We start from the raw sequence: 16,914 nt of genomic DNA, 5'->3' as shown, positions 1-16,914 counted from the left end.
GTTCTTTGTTCTCTACAGTTCCGCTTGCGCGAAAAGGAAGTTTAAAACAAAGCGTACTACTCATTTACCAAACTTTCTAGCGCATAAAACAAACGATTTTTGGCATTGTCTTGAGAACCGAAAATAGAGCGGTAAAGCTCACCATTTGCGGTGATTAAGAGCCATTGTGGTGTGCCTTCTGCTTTAAACTGGTCATATACCTGATGATGCTGGTCGATGTAAATAGGAAATGGGATCTCACCACTGGTGAAAATTGCTTTAATATTCTCTTTGTTGCCTTCGCGATTTGTAAAGTCACTATGTATAGCGGCTACTTCAATATCGGGAAATTGTAACTGAAATTCATAGGCGAGTGGTATGGCACGACCAGTGCAGCCCATACAGTCATTATTATAAATAAGTAATAGTTGTGCCTTACCAGAGTGCTGCTGGATTAAATCGACAGGATTTAAATCAAGGTCTTTAACAACTATAGATGCTATGGAAGAGTTCATTTTTATAATATAAAAAGATAATAAAAGTTTACTTCAATTAGTCAATAGTGCTGCGTTAAGGATTGTAACGGCATCCTTTTGCGATGGAGCAAAAGATATAGTGAAAAGCCTGACCCGATAGGGAAACGCCATAATATTATCAATGGCTACCTATGATTAAAGATTATCTTTTGAAAATTTTCTTAATAGATTTAAGTAAGCGTGTTTTGATATCGTCTAATGATTTGGGATTCATGGCAGTGATGCTAGTGGTAGCAATAGGTGCATCCTTTTCTAATTTATTGATATCATAAACGGCTGCCTCAATAACATAGGTCGTTACTTGATCGGTCTCATATACTAGATCGTCCTGATAACCTTCAATACTTAATGCTTGTAAATCGTTCATATAGTTATGCAAGGATTTACTCATAACAGTATCTACAGTTTGGGACTTTTTTGAGGCAAAGAGTATTTTGTTGATCTGCTTTTCTTTACAATCTTTTAGAAAAGCGGTAATTTCTTCTTGTGTTCTCTCTTCTTTATAGATTACGTCTGGAAAGGTATCATGCATTTTAAAGGTAGTAATGTCTAGATCTGATAAAACCTGTGCTGTCTCATTTTCAAATTCTTTTTGTAGTACGATATCTGGTGTACTGGCATAGATTAAAACTTTATCGGTAGACTGGTTATTAAAATCGGCAGATAACCATTTTGAAGTGGTCATTTTTGTAGAAGAACAGGCGGCACAAAGTATGATGATTCCTATAATAAAAGTAATTTTTTTCATGTGGCAGGATTTTAATGCAAGTTAAATAAAATCACAATATGTATATGCAATCGTACTATGGCATTGATATTAAAAAGTATGTCGCATTTCACCTGTCGATGAGGCACCTAGAAGTTGATTAAAGGTTTTAATGCTATTGAAATCTTGTTGTATGGCTTGTGATACAACAAGTCCAGAGATACCTGTATGTAGCAAACTATTTACATCGGCCGCAGTAATGTCGCCATAAGCGAGTAGAGGTGTCTCTGTTTTTAATGTTTCTATGATAACTGAATATGCTGTAAGATCTAAAGCTTTGATAGAATCATTTGTAGAATTTTTAAATGGTCCTAGTGCTATATAATCAACACCACTATTTATCAAATCCTCGCAGTCTTGCAGATGATGTGCTGCGGCACCAATGGATTGCCAGCTATGTAATTGCTCGCGTACATGAGTAGGACTAGAGTCAGTAGGTAAGAGGTAGACACCATCTAACTTAAGTTCTATAGCAATTTTATAATAGGACCTGATGATTAGTCTAGTCTGAAAATGAGAGGTGATTTTAAGAACCTCTGTGGCTAGTGTAATTCGTTCATTTTCCAAAATGTGCTCGAGATCCAGTTGTATTAATTCGGCTCCTGAACTACAAGCTTTTTGAATGTTTTCTAGGTGAAGTGCGGTGGTTGCAGCTTGTGATATGTAATGAAGTTTAGGTATCATTTTTAGATTCTGAATGTGAGGTATATCGATTTATAGCCAATCTTCAAAAGTATATCAATAATATGGGATTGCAGAAAGCATTTTATATAGATACTGGTCTTGATAGATGGATAAAAAATCTTTAAACTATCAATATTAAGTCAAATTAATAGACATAGATACACAGTTATCTACATTAAAAAAGTGGTCGTTTATTTATAGTATGTAAAATACAATTTTAAGCTTTTGTGAAAATTTTAATTATTTGATAGGTTATTGCTTTACAGACTGTTACTGTATATTATCATTATTGAAATAGTACTATCATTTATGACCGTTATTGTGTGTAAGGTATACTATAGATACTTTTGTCACTATACTTTTGATAGTATGATTTTAATCAATTAAAAAATAACAGATGAATTTAAAAGAAATATTAAACTGGAGATACACCACAAAGGAATACGATAAAACCAAGAAAATATCTGAATCAGATATGGTAGAGGTTAAGAACTTGTTAAGGATGAGTCCATCAAGTGTAAATCTTCAACCTTGGCATTTTATAATTGCTGAAACTGAAGAAGGTAAAGCACGTATGGCAAAGGGTACACAAGGTTTCTTTCATTTTAATGAGCCTAAAGTATCCAATGCTTCAGCAGTTGTTTTATTTTGTGTAAAAACAGATGCAGATGATGAGTATTACCAGCATATTGCAGACACAGAAGATAAAAATGGAAGGTTTCCAAATGAGGACATAAAAAACGGATTTCTAGGAGCTGTTAAAACCTTTGCAGGTATTCATAAGTACGATTTAAAAGATCAACAACACTGGATGGAAAAACAAGTTTACCTTAACATCGGTAGTTTTTTATTAGGTGTTGCAAGCTTAGGAATAGACGCTACACCCATGGAAGGTATTGATGTAAAAGCATTAGATGAAGAATTTGGGTTAAGAGAGAAAGGATTTACCGCTTTAGTAGCTGTTTCTATAGGCTATAGAGCCGAATCTGATTTCAATACCACAGATAAAACTCCTAAGGCTAGATTACCAGAAAGTGAAATTTTTACGGTGCTTTAACTAGTGCTTAATTTTAGTCTTTATACCATGAGAAAAAGTTGTTTTTTTCTGTTAGTATTTGTGATAGTAACATATGTTAAAGCACAAACGCCAACAACAGACGATATTAAATCTATAAACGAAGTAGTCACAGCAGATAACGTTGTATGGGGTTGGCTAAATCCGTTACGAGGTGATAAAAGTCCTGCAGCTGGAAAATTATGGGGAGACAGAACTAAAAATGAACCAGCAGGTTTTCTAGTGAAATTCAATAAAGGGTTTTCCTCGCCACCACACATTCACAACATTACGTATCGTGGTGTGGTCATTAATGGTTTATTGCATAATGATGATGAAAACGCTGAGAAACAATGGTTGCCAGCAGGTTCTTATTGGCAACAACCAGCAGGAGAGGCGCATATTACAGCTGCTGATGGTGAAGAGAATATGGCTTTTTTAGATATTCAAGAAGGACCATACTTAGTACAACCTACATCAGAAGCTTTTGATAATGGTGAACAACCTATTAATGTTGATGAATCCAATCTGGTTTGGTTAAATGCTAACGATATTGAATGGGTTTCAGAAAAAAGTGATGTAGAAACCGCTTTTTTATGGGGAAGTCATGAAAAAAATCAATTGCGTGCTACTTTAATAAAATTACCAGCTGGTTTTAAGGGAAAGATTAAAAATTTAAGTACAAATTTTAGAGCGGTAGTTATTTCTGGGGAAGTCACTCATCAATTTTCTAGAAAAGATGATGAAACTATATTGGAACCAGGTTCTTATTTTGGTGCAAAAGAAAAGGCAACGTCAATCATTTCAGCAGAAAAAGAAACGGTTATTTATATTAGAAGTAACGGAAACTACAAAGTGACTTCAAAATAATTTGATTAATAGTTGAATCCCTAATAATTGATTAATCGCAGGAAAAAGTCACAGTCTTGTGGCTTTTTCTATTTTATATATTTTGTAACTTTATAAAAAAAGATGGCTAGAACGATTATTGAAAACATTGTGATTGCGCAATATAAAAGCCAAACATTTTTTGAGTTTTGTCAGTACACAACCATTCGTTTTTTTGAAATCGTCTATTTCGAAGAAGGTTCAGGAACCATAAAAATTAATGGACAAACAGTAAATTATACAGCCAATAGTATTTTTGTGTTTATCCCAGATGATATTTATGTCCTAAATCCAGAAACAGAAACTTCTACGGTAGCCATTAAGTTTTTAAAAAGTTTTTTTAGAAATACAACGTCGCAAAATGAAACATTACCTGTTAACGATTGGTTTCGTAAAATCGAAGAAATCTTGAACAGTGAAAGCCATCAACTGCGAGAAATGCAGTTTGAAACGGCTTTGGATAAAACGCATCTTATATCGCTCACAAATATGGTTGCTGCCGAGTATTTAAATAAAACATCCCACGATATTTTTATCATTCAAAATTCATTGTCCGTAATTCTGCATTTAATTGCACGTAATATTCAATATTTAAATACTTCTGAAGTAAAGGAAGTTAAGTCCTCCAAAATTCAGCAAATCATTAATTACATTCATTCCAACATTTATAATACTGAAGTGTTAACGACTAAACGTTTGGCCAATGAGTTTCATATGGCCGATAATTATATCAGTGAGTACTTCAAAAAACACACGGATGTGTCATTAAAAAAGTACATTATCAATTACAAATTAAAATTGGTAGAGACTCGATTAAAGTATACCGATGCACAAGATTCCGAAATTGCAGCAGAGCTCGGTTTTACAGATTCTAGCCACTTAAACAAGATCTTTAAAACCTATCGTGGCATTAGTCTAAGTGCATTTAAGGCCAATCTAGTCTAAGTATCTACCAGAAACCTTATTTTTTACTAATACCACTTTGTTTTCTACCAAAACAAAGCTTGGTTCCTATTTTAAATTTGCAGTGTAATTAATATATACACTAACAACTCAAAATAGGATACCATGGAATACAAGAATTTTCAAACATTTACGGCAGAACAAAAAGGAGAAATTTTAACAGTGACTATCAACTTTGGTCCTGTAAACGTACAAGGGCAAGAAATGCTTGCCGATTTAAGCAGTCTATGTTTACGATTAGAGCGCGATAGAAGCGTAAAAGTCGTTGTTTTTGAATCTTCAAATCCAGGATATTGGGTATGTCATTATGATACCAACTTACTTAGGGATATGTCTACAGAAGCGGTACCAAGAAACGAAGTACAGTTATTAGACTTACAAGCTGTATTAGAAAGATTAAGCAACGTACCACAAGCAACTATTGCAAAAATTGAAGGTTTTGCACGTGGTGGCGGTCACGAAATGGCATTGGCACTAGATATGCGTTTTGCAGCAAGAGGTAAAGCCAAATTTATGCAAATGGAAGTAGGTATGGGCATTTTACCATGTGGTGGTGGCGCTTCACGTATGGCAAGACAAACAGGACTTGGAAAAGCACTGGAAATTATCTTAGGAGCTAGAGATTGGGATGCAGACGAAGCTGAAAAGTTCGGAACTATTAACAAAGCATTAGATGCAGATGAAATAGGGCCTTATGTAGATGCTTTGGCAGAGCGCATTTCTAAATTTCCGGCAGACTCTATTGCAGCTAGCAAACGCGCGGTATATGCGTCTATAGACTTGCCAATAATGGAAGCTTTAAAAGAAGAAGCCTACCAATTATTTCAGGCTACAAGTAGAACACCAGCCATAAAAAGATTCACCTATGCCGATGAGAATGGCGCTCAGTTTGACCATAACAACCAAAAGAATTGGGAACAAATGGTGATGGATATTCAAGAAGTAAATTAATAAAACAAGAATTATTATTAAATAAAAAAGAAGATTAGATATGAAAGCAATGCTTATAAACAACTACGGAGAAAACGGAAATTTCGAAGTATCAGAAATAGAAAAACCTGCAGTAAAAGCAAATCACGTATTGGTAAAAATAGCAGCATCTAGTGTAAATACTATTGACACTATGATTAAGAATATGGGAACCGATTTACCATTATCGCCAGCTACACCTGCCTTATTAGGTATGGATTTCTCTGGAACAGTAGAAGCTGTTGGAGAAGGAGTAGAGGGATATAAAGTTGGAGATGAAGTATACGGTTGTGCTGGCGGATTAGCCGATTTACCAGGAACCCTAACTGAATATATTGTAGCGGATAGCAACCTTGTAGCGCACAAACCAAAAGACTTAACTATGCGAGAAACTGCAGCTTTACCATTAGTAGGAATTACAGCTTACGAGGGTTTAACAAGAGCAGGCGTAATAGCAGGTCAGAAAGTATTGGTACACGGTGGTTCCGGTGGTGTTGGTCATTTAGCGGTGCAGTTAGCAAAGTATTTTGGAGCAGAAGTTTTTGCTACAGGTACTGGTGATAATCAAAAAGCTATTGTTGAAAAATTTGGCGTAACTTTTATCGATTTTAAAACTGAAAAAGTAGCCGATTATACTGCAAAATATACCGATGGTGGTTTTGATGTGGTTTTTGATACTGTTGGTGGTGCAAACCTGACCAATTCTATTGAAGCGGTTGCCTTAAACGGACACATTTCTACTACGGTGTCGTTATCTGAATTAGATTTAACGCCATTGCACTTTAAAGGAGCATCATTACACGTGGTATTTATGCTAATACCGATGTTGCACAATTTTAAAAGAGATGTACACGGAAATATTTTAGAGCGTTTAGCTGAAATTTCTAACGAAGGACATTTAACGCCAATAGTAGATGAAAACAAGTTTTCGTTAGAAGAAGTTGGTGATGCTTACACACATTTACAAAGCGGAAAAGCTATTGGTAAAATAGTCGTTGAGAACTAAAAACAAATAAGGATTTGCAATGTATCCTTATGGTAAATTAATAGTGTTGAATGCCTCTTTTTAGAGGCGTTTTTCATTTTAAAAAATAGCAAAACCTTGTTTTTTACTAAAACCACCATTTTTACTACCAAAGCAGAACAGCCGCTTGTGCATAATTTTGTGATAGATAAAAAATACAATAGCAGTAGCTATACTTAAAACATATAATTATGAAAACAATAGAACATACAAATGCACTTGCAGAAGCTCGTGCTTTAGAAGTACCATCAAGAGAATTATCTTTAAGACGCGATCCATCAGTTTCAAAATTTTGGAATGATAATCGAAAATTATTAGAAGATGCTTGGGCAGAGTGGGAACTAAAAAACAAAGACAATTTATTATTGCCAGACGAATCTTTACTAGATCCAAAGTTACGTAAGGCAATTGAAGATGCTTGGGAAAATCAAGAAAAAGAAAATGCTGTTGCCGATTTATGGAAAGAAATAATTCCAGGCGTTTATGAAACACAGTTTTTTGATTTAGAACGTTTAGCAGATTTTCGTCAGTATTTAGAAGACGTAGTAAAATCAAAAATTCCTAAACGTGCGCCTTACGGTATTCAATTAAACCGTTATGGAATGATGTTAGATCCTAGATCTGAAGGATATTTAGCAACACCAAGCTTTCAGGCATTTTATAATGATATTATGGACCGTTATATGCGCCCGATTTCTCGATTATTATTGGGGACTTACGGTTACGACAATCAAACTTTTGGATTTTCAATACAATACAATCCAGATAAAGACAAGGATTTACACGCGCATACCGATGCTTCGTCAGCAACATTAAATATAAATACTAACTTACCTGATGAAGAATTTACAGGTTCTATAGTCGATTTCTATGATAAAGTTTCTGGTAAAACGGTACAAACTAAGTTTGAGCCAGGAAAAGCCATCATCCATAGAGGTAATGTGCCACACGCAACGCACCCAATTACAAGCGGACAACGCAGTAATTTAGTGGTTTGGCTATATGGCGATAATATGGAAATACCACGTGGTAGTACCAGTAGTTATGGAAATAGTAATAGTGATACCATTAAGGATGTCGCTTTGGAAAGCGTAACCGCTCGCCAACGTTGGAGTTTACCTGATGGTCCTAAAGATACCGCTGCACCGTTTTAATTACAGCAAGCGTAGTTTATTATATCAGACAAAAATAAAATTATAAAACTGGCAATAGTTGTATTGTCAGTTTTTATCAACATAAAAAAATACTATGAAACATATATTAATAACAGGAAGTACAGACGGCATAGGAAAACTAACCGCTTTAAAATTAGCCAAAGAAGGAAACGCAGTTTATATTCACGGTAGAAGTGAAGCTAAAGTAAACGATACAATTAGCGCAATAAAAACCGCTTCAAAAAATGATAATGTAAAAGGATTTGTGGCAGATTTTTCAGATTTAAATGCTGTAAAACAAATGGCAGAACAAATAAAAAATGAAGTACCAAGTATAGATGTTTTAATTAACAATGCAGGAGTTTTAAAAACACCTTCAGCTAAAACAAAAGAAGGTTTAGATATAAGAATGGCTGTAAATTATTTGGCACCTTATATTTTAACAGAAAATATTATTTCGGTTCTAGAAAAAGGGTCAGCACCAAGAATAGTAAATTTAAGTTCTGCAGCACAATCTTCAGTTAAAAAAGGCATTTTAACAGGCGATGTATCTATCAGTGCCAACGAAGCTTACGCGCAAAGCAAACTGGCACTAACCATGTGGAGTTTTTACTTTGCAAAACAACATTCAAATGTTACAACTATAGCGGTAAATCCAGGTTCATTACTAAACACTAAAATGGCTAAAGAAGCCTATGGTCAGCATTGGTCTCCAGCAGAAAAAGGCGTTAATATATTATTTGATTTAGCAACTTCTGATGCATATAAAGACGCTACAGGAAAATATTTTGATAATGATAAGGGAAGTTTTGCCATGGCTCATCCGGATACTACTGATCAAGAGAAAATTAATATCTTATTAAATCTTACTAATGAAATAATTAGAGACAATTAATTTAATGTTTTATATTATCTATCACATGAAGTACATAGAATTTTATTTTTCTTATAATTTATGATTTTGTAACGATCCACGAGAATCGTCTAAAAATTTTTATCACGAACATTTTATCGAATACGGGATTTATAATCAGAGTAATAATAATCTTAGTTCCAATTATTCTTATGAAGACGAATGCTTTCAGTATAGCTACATAATCATACTAGATTATAGCTATCAAATGGATAAACTACTCTTATGAACTAAACTGTATTTTTGTTCTATAATTTATATTATGTCAAATAGAGTATTTTTAAACTTATTACTACTCTTTTAATATAGCATCCAATTCTTTTATATGATTATTGATATCAAATTCAAACTGATATAATAAGGATAAATATCCTTGGTGTGACATAAGCTCCATTTGAGCTACACGATTTTTATAATCATTAGATTTAAAATATGAAAACTCCTCATCCGTTAGATCATATCCTAAAATCAGTTTATAATACCAATCCTTATTATTCTTTAAATAATTTAAATTCCCCATAATCTCATCAACCATTTTATCTTCTGATATCTGAAGCATTTCTAGATTGTATTTATAATCCGATTCTATAGATTCTAATATTTTTAATACCGGATTATCGATGGCTTTGTTATGACTTAATATTTGAAGTGTTTCATCTTGTTGATTTAAAATAAATACTTGAACTGTTACCAGATAAGGCAATTCTTCATGTAGCGTTTTCATCTCAGTCTGACTAAGTGTACGCTCTGTAAGTAATAAATCAAATAAATCTGATTGAAATTCTAAGGTATCAATGAACTTTCTAATGTTGGTTTGATCTTTCTTTAATTGTGACATTACTCTCAGTGCAATATCTCTTTGTTGTTTAATGGCAGTTGTTTCTTGATTCCAATTATTAATCCATAAGGCAATTAATATACCTACAACTACCAGTAGGATCTCTCCTATTGCATATAGAGTGTATTTTTTTAATCCACTCCATTGGATTTGTTCAAGGCGTTTTTTATTAAAAAGCTTCATACATTTATTGCATAAGTTTTATAATGGTAATTCTTTAATTTGTTCCATCATTCCTGTATATCGTATGTTTGAGCGGTGCGTACTACTCACATGTACATTAGCCTTTCTATTTGCAAAAACCTCTATGGTGATGTCAAAAGATTCTGCCTGATTATTAATTTGATATTCAATGCGCACCAATCCTTTCTTAAAATCGATTTTTTGTGAATAATTAACTGGTATACCTTTATAATTAATTCCAGTGTCTTGATTACCATAACCTGAAGATATACGTCGTTCACCATAGTAAGACAAACTACCTAATACAGACCTGTCCCCTAGCTCGATATAATCATCTCTATCAGTTAAATCGATTCGATTTGCGGTATCACCATTAGGAATTAAAACACCATTGAGTACATTAGTAACAGCATTTGTAGCTAATGGATATGCTGCGCTCATCACTATCTTATAATCATCTTGTCGTACCTTATTTGCGATTTCATTGAGTTGTTTTTGTTTTTGAGCGGTTTCAACAGTATTAAGGTTAGACTTACAACTTATGATCGTTAATATAACTAGGATAGCAAAAGATACATTTTTCATTTTACGTTCGATTTAAAAATTGGATGATTACAAACTATACAGCCTTAATCTACAAAAAAAGGTACTGAGAAACTGTATGACAATTTTACATCTCCAGTATATCTATTTCTAGTATAGGTATTAATCTGGTGTCTACCTTTCTTAAGGGTATCAATCATTATATAAGTTAGATAGCCTTGCTCTTTAGTTTTGAAATGTTTGTAACGATCCCAATTCAGGTTTTTATATTCATGTCCATCTATCTCAACTTTAAGAAGTCTATTGAGTGATTGTTGATCTAATCTAGCTCTTTCTTCATTATATAATTTCCTTAAACTATCTGATTTTGGTGGATTATAAGTAGTCAAGTTTAAACTATCTCTAACATATTTTAAGTACCAGTCATGCTTACGATGGTGTACGACAAAGACTTTTAAATAATTATCCTTTATATATTGACTTTGTATACCGCCATTAAAAAATACCTCTTCCATTCCCAGCTGATCTTCATAAGTTCTATAATCAATGATATAATTTTTAGACTCATTAAATGTGATACGATCATCAAATAGATTAACATTAAAAGTACCTGCTTCATAAAATTCACCTATCTGATTGATAGATATAAATAACGCTAGTAAAAGATATCCCGTACCAAAAGATAGTAACAACCAATTCTTTCCATTTGTACGCAATACTAATAATTCACGCCTGTAAAAAAACAATCCACTGCCATAGTAGTAGATTTTATATAGTATGTCCCCTATTTTAAAAAAAGCTCCGCGTTGATGCTTTTTCTTTATTATAAAATCAAAAATTCCTAATTGTAATAGTAGTACAATTATAGCTGATGCATAATTAAAAATGGCGTTATTAATCAACCAGTATGCACCTAAAACTTCGGCCAGAATGAATTGAATAAATAGTAATACAATTATAGAACTGAATACAATAAAGGTAAATATGATAGTAATACTAAAACTAAGATTAGCCCATTTATCTAAAATTAAGAGTCTTTCTTTTGCGTTTGCCTGTGTCTGATGATGTTTCTTTTGATAAAAATTAAGTTTCAATTTTTCATAATTAACATCATCTGGGTACCAATAAGAAATGGCGTAATAAGCAAGCCATACCGTTCTTAAAATTAAGTTTAGACCAAATCCAATCAATAATACTCTAGTTAAAACATAAGTTCCAAAAAAAAGGAGAACCTGTGCATAATCAAAATTTGAAATGGGATATTTTAATAAGAAGAGGTGTTTAAAATAATCTGTACTGGTATATAATGAAAAAATAATTCCTCCAGCTATTAAGAATTCTAATTGCCAACTTACAGGTGCATAGTTTTTATTTGATATTTTGAGATGTTGCTTTTCCATTGAATTAAGCTCTATAAAGCTGATTAAATCTATAAATATATAGGGAACATAAATGGTTTAATTATAACGCTTTCGCGAAAGCGAGTATAAAAACACCTCTTAAAAGTACAGTATCATATTTTAATAAAAAATCTATTTGAGGAAATTATACATCTATTTTTATATAAATAAGTACGAAATAGATAAGTGAAAATGATTTATAACTGTAATTTCTGTATTTTGCCGATTGTTAATGAACGTTTAACAACTCTAATCTTTACTTATGGATAAAGGGTTCACAGACAAGTTACTTTTGTTTATTGATAAATGGATGATTATTTTTTATGAAAAAAACTTACTCTCTAGTTGGACCAAAAGAAAATGGCTGTTTATAGCATTTTTAGGTCTACCTTTTTTAAGCATACAGGCACAGTGTCCTACCGTACCTGTTTCACCTCAAGTGATTTGTGATGCTTCCCAACTTACCTACAGCGATTTAAATGCATTTGTAATACCAGGACCTAATGCAGTAAGATGGTTCTTAAACCCTACTGGTGGTTCACCTATTCCTCAGTCACAGTTAGTTACAGAAGGTACCTATTATGCAGGCGATGTTTCTGGCAACTGTGGTACTAGATCACCGTTAATCGTGGATTTTACCGTAAATCCTAGTGGACAAAGTCTAGATGCTATATTTTGCTCTAATGAAATGCCTACTGTACAAAGTTATATAGATACAGCACTGGCTGTTAATATTCCAGCTGGTGGTAGTGTTGAAATTTATTCAGATTTTCAATTAACCATGATGGTCAGTCCTACTAATGCACTAACGGGTAATGCAAATTACTTTATAGTTTTTGTAGATGGTACTGGATGTAAGGGACAAATTGAATCTGGAAGTACTGCGGTCTTTCCTTCGCCAAGTGCTCCTACTCCACCATTAACTCAAGAATTTTGTAGTGATGCTAATCCTACTATTGCCGATTTAGATGCTGGTACTACAGATAATTTTAATTGGTACAGTGATGTTGATGTTGCAAATAATCCTATACCACCAGCGTTACAACTTACTACAGCTTTAGTAGATGGTGCTACCTATTATGTGCAAGCAGATAATTTCTTTTGTGAAAGTGATGTCGTTGCAGTAACGGTTCAAATCGATGATCCTGCAAATCCAGGTATAGGAGATACGATCGAATATTGTATTGATAGTTTACCAGCAACAGATTTTGATTTATTTCCTTTATTAACGGGTATGCCAGATACCACAGGTGCATGGACCGGTCCTACTAGCATTACAAATGGTAATCAAGGAACAACCAATATTAGCACTCTAATAGCGGGAACTTATAATTATGTATATACCGTACCAGGACCAGGCGCATGCCCTGATGAAAGTACAACAATTGTAATTATTGTTAATGATGTTTTATCCTCTGGTATACCTTCTGCCATCATTCCTCTAACTTTTTGTGAATCTCAAGCTCCTGCTGCTTATGATTTATCTTTACTATTAGATAATGAAGATGCTGGCGGTATATGGACACAAGGTACTACAAGTGCTTCTCCCGTGGTTACTTCTCCATTTAATTTTACTGGGCTTATGCCAGGTACTTATGATTTTACCTATAGTCAAAATCTAAGCCCTAATCCATGTCCCGAAGAATCAACAACGGTTCAAGTAATTATTCTTCAAGATCCAAATGCCGGTGTGGCAATATCTACTGAATTTTGTGAGAATGATTTAATTGGAAATTCACCTTATGACTTATTTAATTCATTAGATGGAACTCAAGATAATAATTTAGGTATTTGGACGGATGCTGCAAATAATGTAGTCACGAATCCGGTTGATATAACTGGTTATACGGTCACAGGAAGCCCGTATAGCTTTACATACACAATTGATAACGGCTCTTGTTTAGATACAGAAACCATCAACATTACTATTTTACCAGCACCAGAATCTGGTAATTATATAGGTGTTCCATTTGAAGTTTGTGAGGATCAAGTAGCAGCTAATTCACCTTATGATTTATTTAATCTACTAGATGGAACTCAAGATATAAATGGTACTTGGTATACAGGAAATTCCTCTACTGGAACAGCAGTAACAAATCCAATAGACTTAACAACATTAGGAAACGGAACATTTGATTTCACCTACAGTGTACCTGCAATAGGAACTTGTACTGATATGGATGTTACCGTAACAGTTATCATTAATCCACTACCTAATACTGGGGTTTCTACTCCACTTTCTGTATGTATTAATGATTTGGCAGCTAATACTCCTGTTGATTTATTTAATCAACTTATGGGGCAAGACGCTGGAGGAACCTGGATTGATGATGATGCTACCGGTGCTTTAACGGGTAGTAATGTCGATATTACCGGATTTGCGGTTGGTACTTATAATTTTTCATATACAATTATAGATGTTAATGGATGTATGAATAGCTCTACGGTTGCTATAATTATAGAACCAGCACCTGAATCTGGTAATTATATAGGTGTTCCATTTGAAGTTTGTGAGGATCAAGTAGCAGCTAATTCACCTTATGATTTATTTAATCTACTAGATGGAACTCAAGATATAAATGGTACTTGGTATACAGGAAATTCCTCTACTGGAACAGCAGTAACAAATCCAATAGACTTAACAACATTAGGAAACGGAACATTTGATTTCACCTACAGTGTACCTGCAATAGGAACTTGTACTGATGTTGATGTGACGGTAACGGTAGTCATTTATGAGTTGGCAAACTCAGGTACAGTGACACCATTCCTTGTTTGTGAGACGGATCTTGTTGCAAATTCTCCTTTGGACTTGTTTGGTCAGTTAACAGGTGAAGATTTAAATGGTACCTGGAATGATGATAACTCGACTGGTGCTTTAACTGGAAGCAATGTGGATTTAACCTTACTTAACGTTGGAACCTATAATTTTAGTTATACAGTAGTTAACGGAAACTGTACCTCTACCTCTATAGTACCTGTGACTGTAGAGATGGCTCCAGAAGCAGGAACAGCTACTAGTTTTGAAATTTGCCTTAGTGCTATAACAACAGGACAAACTTTAGATTTATTCAATCAACTTTCTGGAAATGATTCTGGTGGTACATGGAATGATGATGATACTACTGGTGTTTTATCAGGTTCAAGTGTGGATCTTACAGTTTTATCAGTTGGAGCTTATGACTTTACTTATACTGTTCCTGCTTTAGGAACTTGCGCTAGTGATTCAGTTACAGTTACCATAGTTATAAATGACATAGCGGCACCTACAGCTAATATGAATCAAGATTTTTGTGACAATGCTACCATAGCAGATTTAGTTGCCACAGGGAATAGTGTTCAATGGTATGAGGATGCGGCACTAACGATATCATCCAACTCTACAGATGTACTTATTGATGGAGAAGACTATTATGCGACTCAAATAGACGCACTTACTAATTGTGAATCTGCTACAGCGCTAGCTGTTGTAGTTACAATCTATAATACACCTAGTACTGGTAACGTAGTACCATTAACCGTTTGCAGTGATTTGACCACTGTAGATTTATTCACTGCATTAGATGGAACTCAAGATGCTGGTGGTGTTTGGGTAGATACAAACGGAACTGGTGCGTTAACAGGTAATATATTTGATGCTACAATGGTTGCTGATGGAAGTTATGATTTTGAATATACTATTGCGGCTAATGCACCTTGTATAGACAGCACTACAACAGTTACGATTATAGTTCAATCTCCAGTTTCAGCTGGTTCTAGTACATCTATAGATTTATGTAGTGATAATGGGACAATCGATTTATTTTCTTTATTAGGAACTGCTGATCAAGGTGGTACTTGGACGCCTATGTTAAATAGTACTACAGGTGTTTTTGATCCATTAGTTGACATGGCAGGTTCTTATCAATATTCAGTGATGAATGATTGTAATACTGATACGGCCACAGTTACTGTTACTGTAACAACAGCGCCTAATGCTGGATTAGATAGTGCATTAAATATTTGTGTTATTGACACACCGATTGATTTATTAACGCAATTAGGTGGTACACCTGACTCGACAGGAACATGGTCACCTTTATTAAATAGTGGAGGCAATATTTTTGATCCATCTATAGACAATGCAGGTGTATATGTTTATACTGTTACTGCTACAACGCCATGTAATACTGATGATTCATCGCAAATAGTAATACAGATAGATGATACTGCGGCTCCGACAGTTGTTAACGCTACTCTTGAATTTTGTGCCACAGATGATGCTATGGTTATAGATTTAGATGCCGCTGTGAACGGTACTATGGTCAATTGGTATGACTCCATAGATGGAACAATACCATTGGCAGATGCAGACTTGCTAATAGATGGAACGACATATTATGCAACACAGACGAATGCTACAGGTTGTGAATCTAGTGTAAGAGCTCAAGTTTCAGTAGTAGTTGGTGATGCGCCTACTCCTAGTCTTTCTGTAGATGGAAACTTATTTTGTATCAATGATAATCCAACATTAGAAAACTTAATTGTCAATATAAATGAATACGACATGATTAGTTCTAATGTGGTCTGGTATGATGCTGTCGATAGTAGTACAGTCCTTCCTATTTCAACCATTTTAGTGAATGGAACCACTTATTATGCGGCTCTTATTGATATAGTTACGGGATGTGAAAGTAATGTAAGGTTAGCTGTAACAACAGATTTAACGGCATGTGGTAAGGTTGTTGTGCCTGACGGTTTCTCGCCTAATAACGATGGTGTAAATGATACGTTTGATGTAGAAAATTTAGGCTTTTTGTATCCTAATTTTAGAATGGAAATCTATAATAGACATGGTAATTTAGTTTACGAAGGTACTAACAATACTCCACGTTTTAACGGCTTCTCAAATCAGAAAGCTTTATTAAGCGATGGAGAACTACCCGTAGGAGTTTATTTCTACATATTGAACTTTAATGATGGAAGCACTAAGCCTGAACAAGGAAGACTTTACTTAAGCCGATAGTGGTTACAACTATGA

14 protein-coding genes are annotated in these 16,914 nt (G+C 34.1%); 8 read left to right on the top strand and 6 right to left on the bottom strand.

Annotation, left to right across the window (positions count from 1 at the left end):
• Window positions 1-56: 56 nt before the first annotated feature.
• The 3 genes from BST92_RS13515 to BST92_RS13505 form a co-directional block, all read right to left on the bottom strand.
• On the bottom strand, window positions 57-494 hold the full coding sequence (locus BST92_RS13515; protein WP_105071936.1) for a TlpA family protein disulfide reductase: 438 nt from the start codon (window positions 492-494) through the stop codon (window positions 57-59).
• Window positions 495-657: 163 nt separating this feature from the next.
• Window positions 658-1,263: a hypothetical protein gene (locus tag BST92_RS13510; protein ID WP_105071935.1), complete on the bottom strand. Its 606-nt coding sequence runs from the start codon at window positions 1,261-1,263 to the stop codon at window positions 658-660.
• 69 nt (window positions 1,264-1,332) lie between these two features.
• Complete coding sequence (locus BST92_RS13505) at window positions 1,333-1,965, bottom strand: thiamine phosphate synthase (RefSeq protein WP_105071934.1); 633 nt, start codon at window positions 1,963-1,965, stop codon at window positions 1,333-1,335.
• Between the two features lie 397 nt (window positions 1,966-2,362).
• Between BST92_RS13505 and nfsB the strand changes: the two genes are divergently transcribed.
• The 7 genes from nfsB to BST92_RS13470 all read left to right on the top strand — a co-directional run bounded on the left by nfsB (window position 2,363) and on the right by BST92_RS13470 (window position 8,912).
• A complete protein-coding gene (nfsB, locus tag BST92_RS13500) occupies window positions 2,363-3,022 on the top strand; it encodes an oxygen-insensitive NAD(P)H nitroreductase (RefSeq protein ID WP_105071933.1) in 660 nt (219 codons plus the stop codon).
• A gap of 27 nt (window positions 3,023-3,049) precedes the next feature.
• Complete coding sequence (locus BST92_RS13495; protein ID WP_105071932.1) at window positions 3,050-3,889, top strand: DUF4437 domain-containing protein; 840 nt, start codon at window positions 3,050-3,052, stop codon at window positions 3,887-3,889.
• Window positions 3,890-3,991: 102 nt separating this feature from the next.
• Window positions 3,992-4,852, top strand: coding sequence for an AraC family transcriptional regulator (locus tag BST92_RS13490; protein WP_105071931.1), 861 nt, complete (start codon window positions 3,992-3,994; stop codon window positions 4,850-4,852).
• A gap of 123 nt (window positions 4,853-4,975) precedes the next feature.
• A complete protein-coding gene (locus BST92_RS13485) occupies window positions 4,976-5,821 on the top strand; it encodes an enoyl-CoA hydratase/isomerase family protein (protein ID WP_105071930.1) in 846 nt (281 codons plus the stop codon).
• 40 nt (window positions 5,822-5,861) lie between these two features.
• A complete protein-coding gene (locus BST92_RS13480) occupies window positions 5,862-6,845 on the top strand; it encodes a zinc-dependent alcohol dehydrogenase family protein (protein WP_105071929.1) in 984 nt (327 codons plus the stop codon).
• Between the two features lie 209 nt (window positions 6,846-7,054).
• Window positions 7,055-8,017 (top strand): 2OG-Fe(II) oxygenase, encoded by a 963-nt coding sequence (locus BST92_RS13475; protein WP_105071928.1) that lies wholly within the window; start codon window positions 7,055-7,057, stop codon window positions 8,015-8,017.
• A 94-nt stretch (window positions 8,018-8,111) separates the two neighbouring features.
• A complete protein-coding gene (locus BST92_RS13470; protein WP_105071927.1) occupies window positions 8,112-8,912 on the top strand; it encodes an SDR family NAD(P)-dependent oxidoreductase in 801 nt (266 codons plus the stop codon).
• Between the two features lie 310 nt (window positions 8,913-9,222).
• On the opposite strand, the gene BST92_RS13465 is transcribed toward BST92_RS13470, so the two are convergent.
• The 3 genes from BST92_RS13465 to BST92_RS13455 are packed head-to-tail and all read right to left on the bottom strand — an operon-like array spanning window position 9,223 to window position 11,894.
• The gene (locus BST92_RS13465) at window positions 9,223-9,951 is read right to left on the bottom strand and encodes a hypothetical protein (RefSeq protein ID WP_105071926.1); all 729 of its coding nucleotides are present in this window, start codon (window positions 9,949-9,951) and stop codon (window positions 9,223-9,225) included.
• An 18-nt stretch (window positions 9,952-9,969) separates the two neighbouring features.
• Window positions 9,970-10,536: a DUF4251 domain-containing protein gene (locus BST92_RS13460; RefSeq protein ID WP_105071925.1), complete on the bottom strand. Its 567-nt coding sequence runs from the start codon at window positions 10,534-10,536 to the stop codon at window positions 9,970-9,972.
• Between the two features lie 44 nt (window positions 10,537-10,580).
• A complete protein-coding gene (locus BST92_RS13455; RefSeq protein ID WP_105071924.1) occupies window positions 10,581-11,894 on the bottom strand; it encodes a hypothetical protein in 1,314 nt (437 codons plus the stop codon).
• A gap of 262 nt (window positions 11,895-12,156) precedes the next feature.
• Between BST92_RS13455 and BST92_RS13450 the strand changes: the two genes are divergently transcribed.
• Window positions 12,157-16,899, top strand: coding sequence for a T9SS type B sorting domain-containing protein (locus tag BST92_RS13450; protein WP_105071923.1), 4,743 nt, complete (start codon window positions 12,157-12,159; stop codon window positions 16,897-16,899).
• The last annotated feature ends 15 nt before the right edge of the window (window positions 16,900-16,914 follow it).

The organism is Nonlabens arenilitoris (genome assembly GCF_002954765.1).
Taxonomy (GTDB): domain Bacteria; phylum Bacteroidota; class Bacteroidia; order Flavobacteriales; family Flavobacteriaceae; genus Nonlabens; species Nonlabens arenilitoris.
Note: the sequence above shows the minus strand (reverse complement) of the source record. Positions and strands in the feature narration are given on the sequence as shown.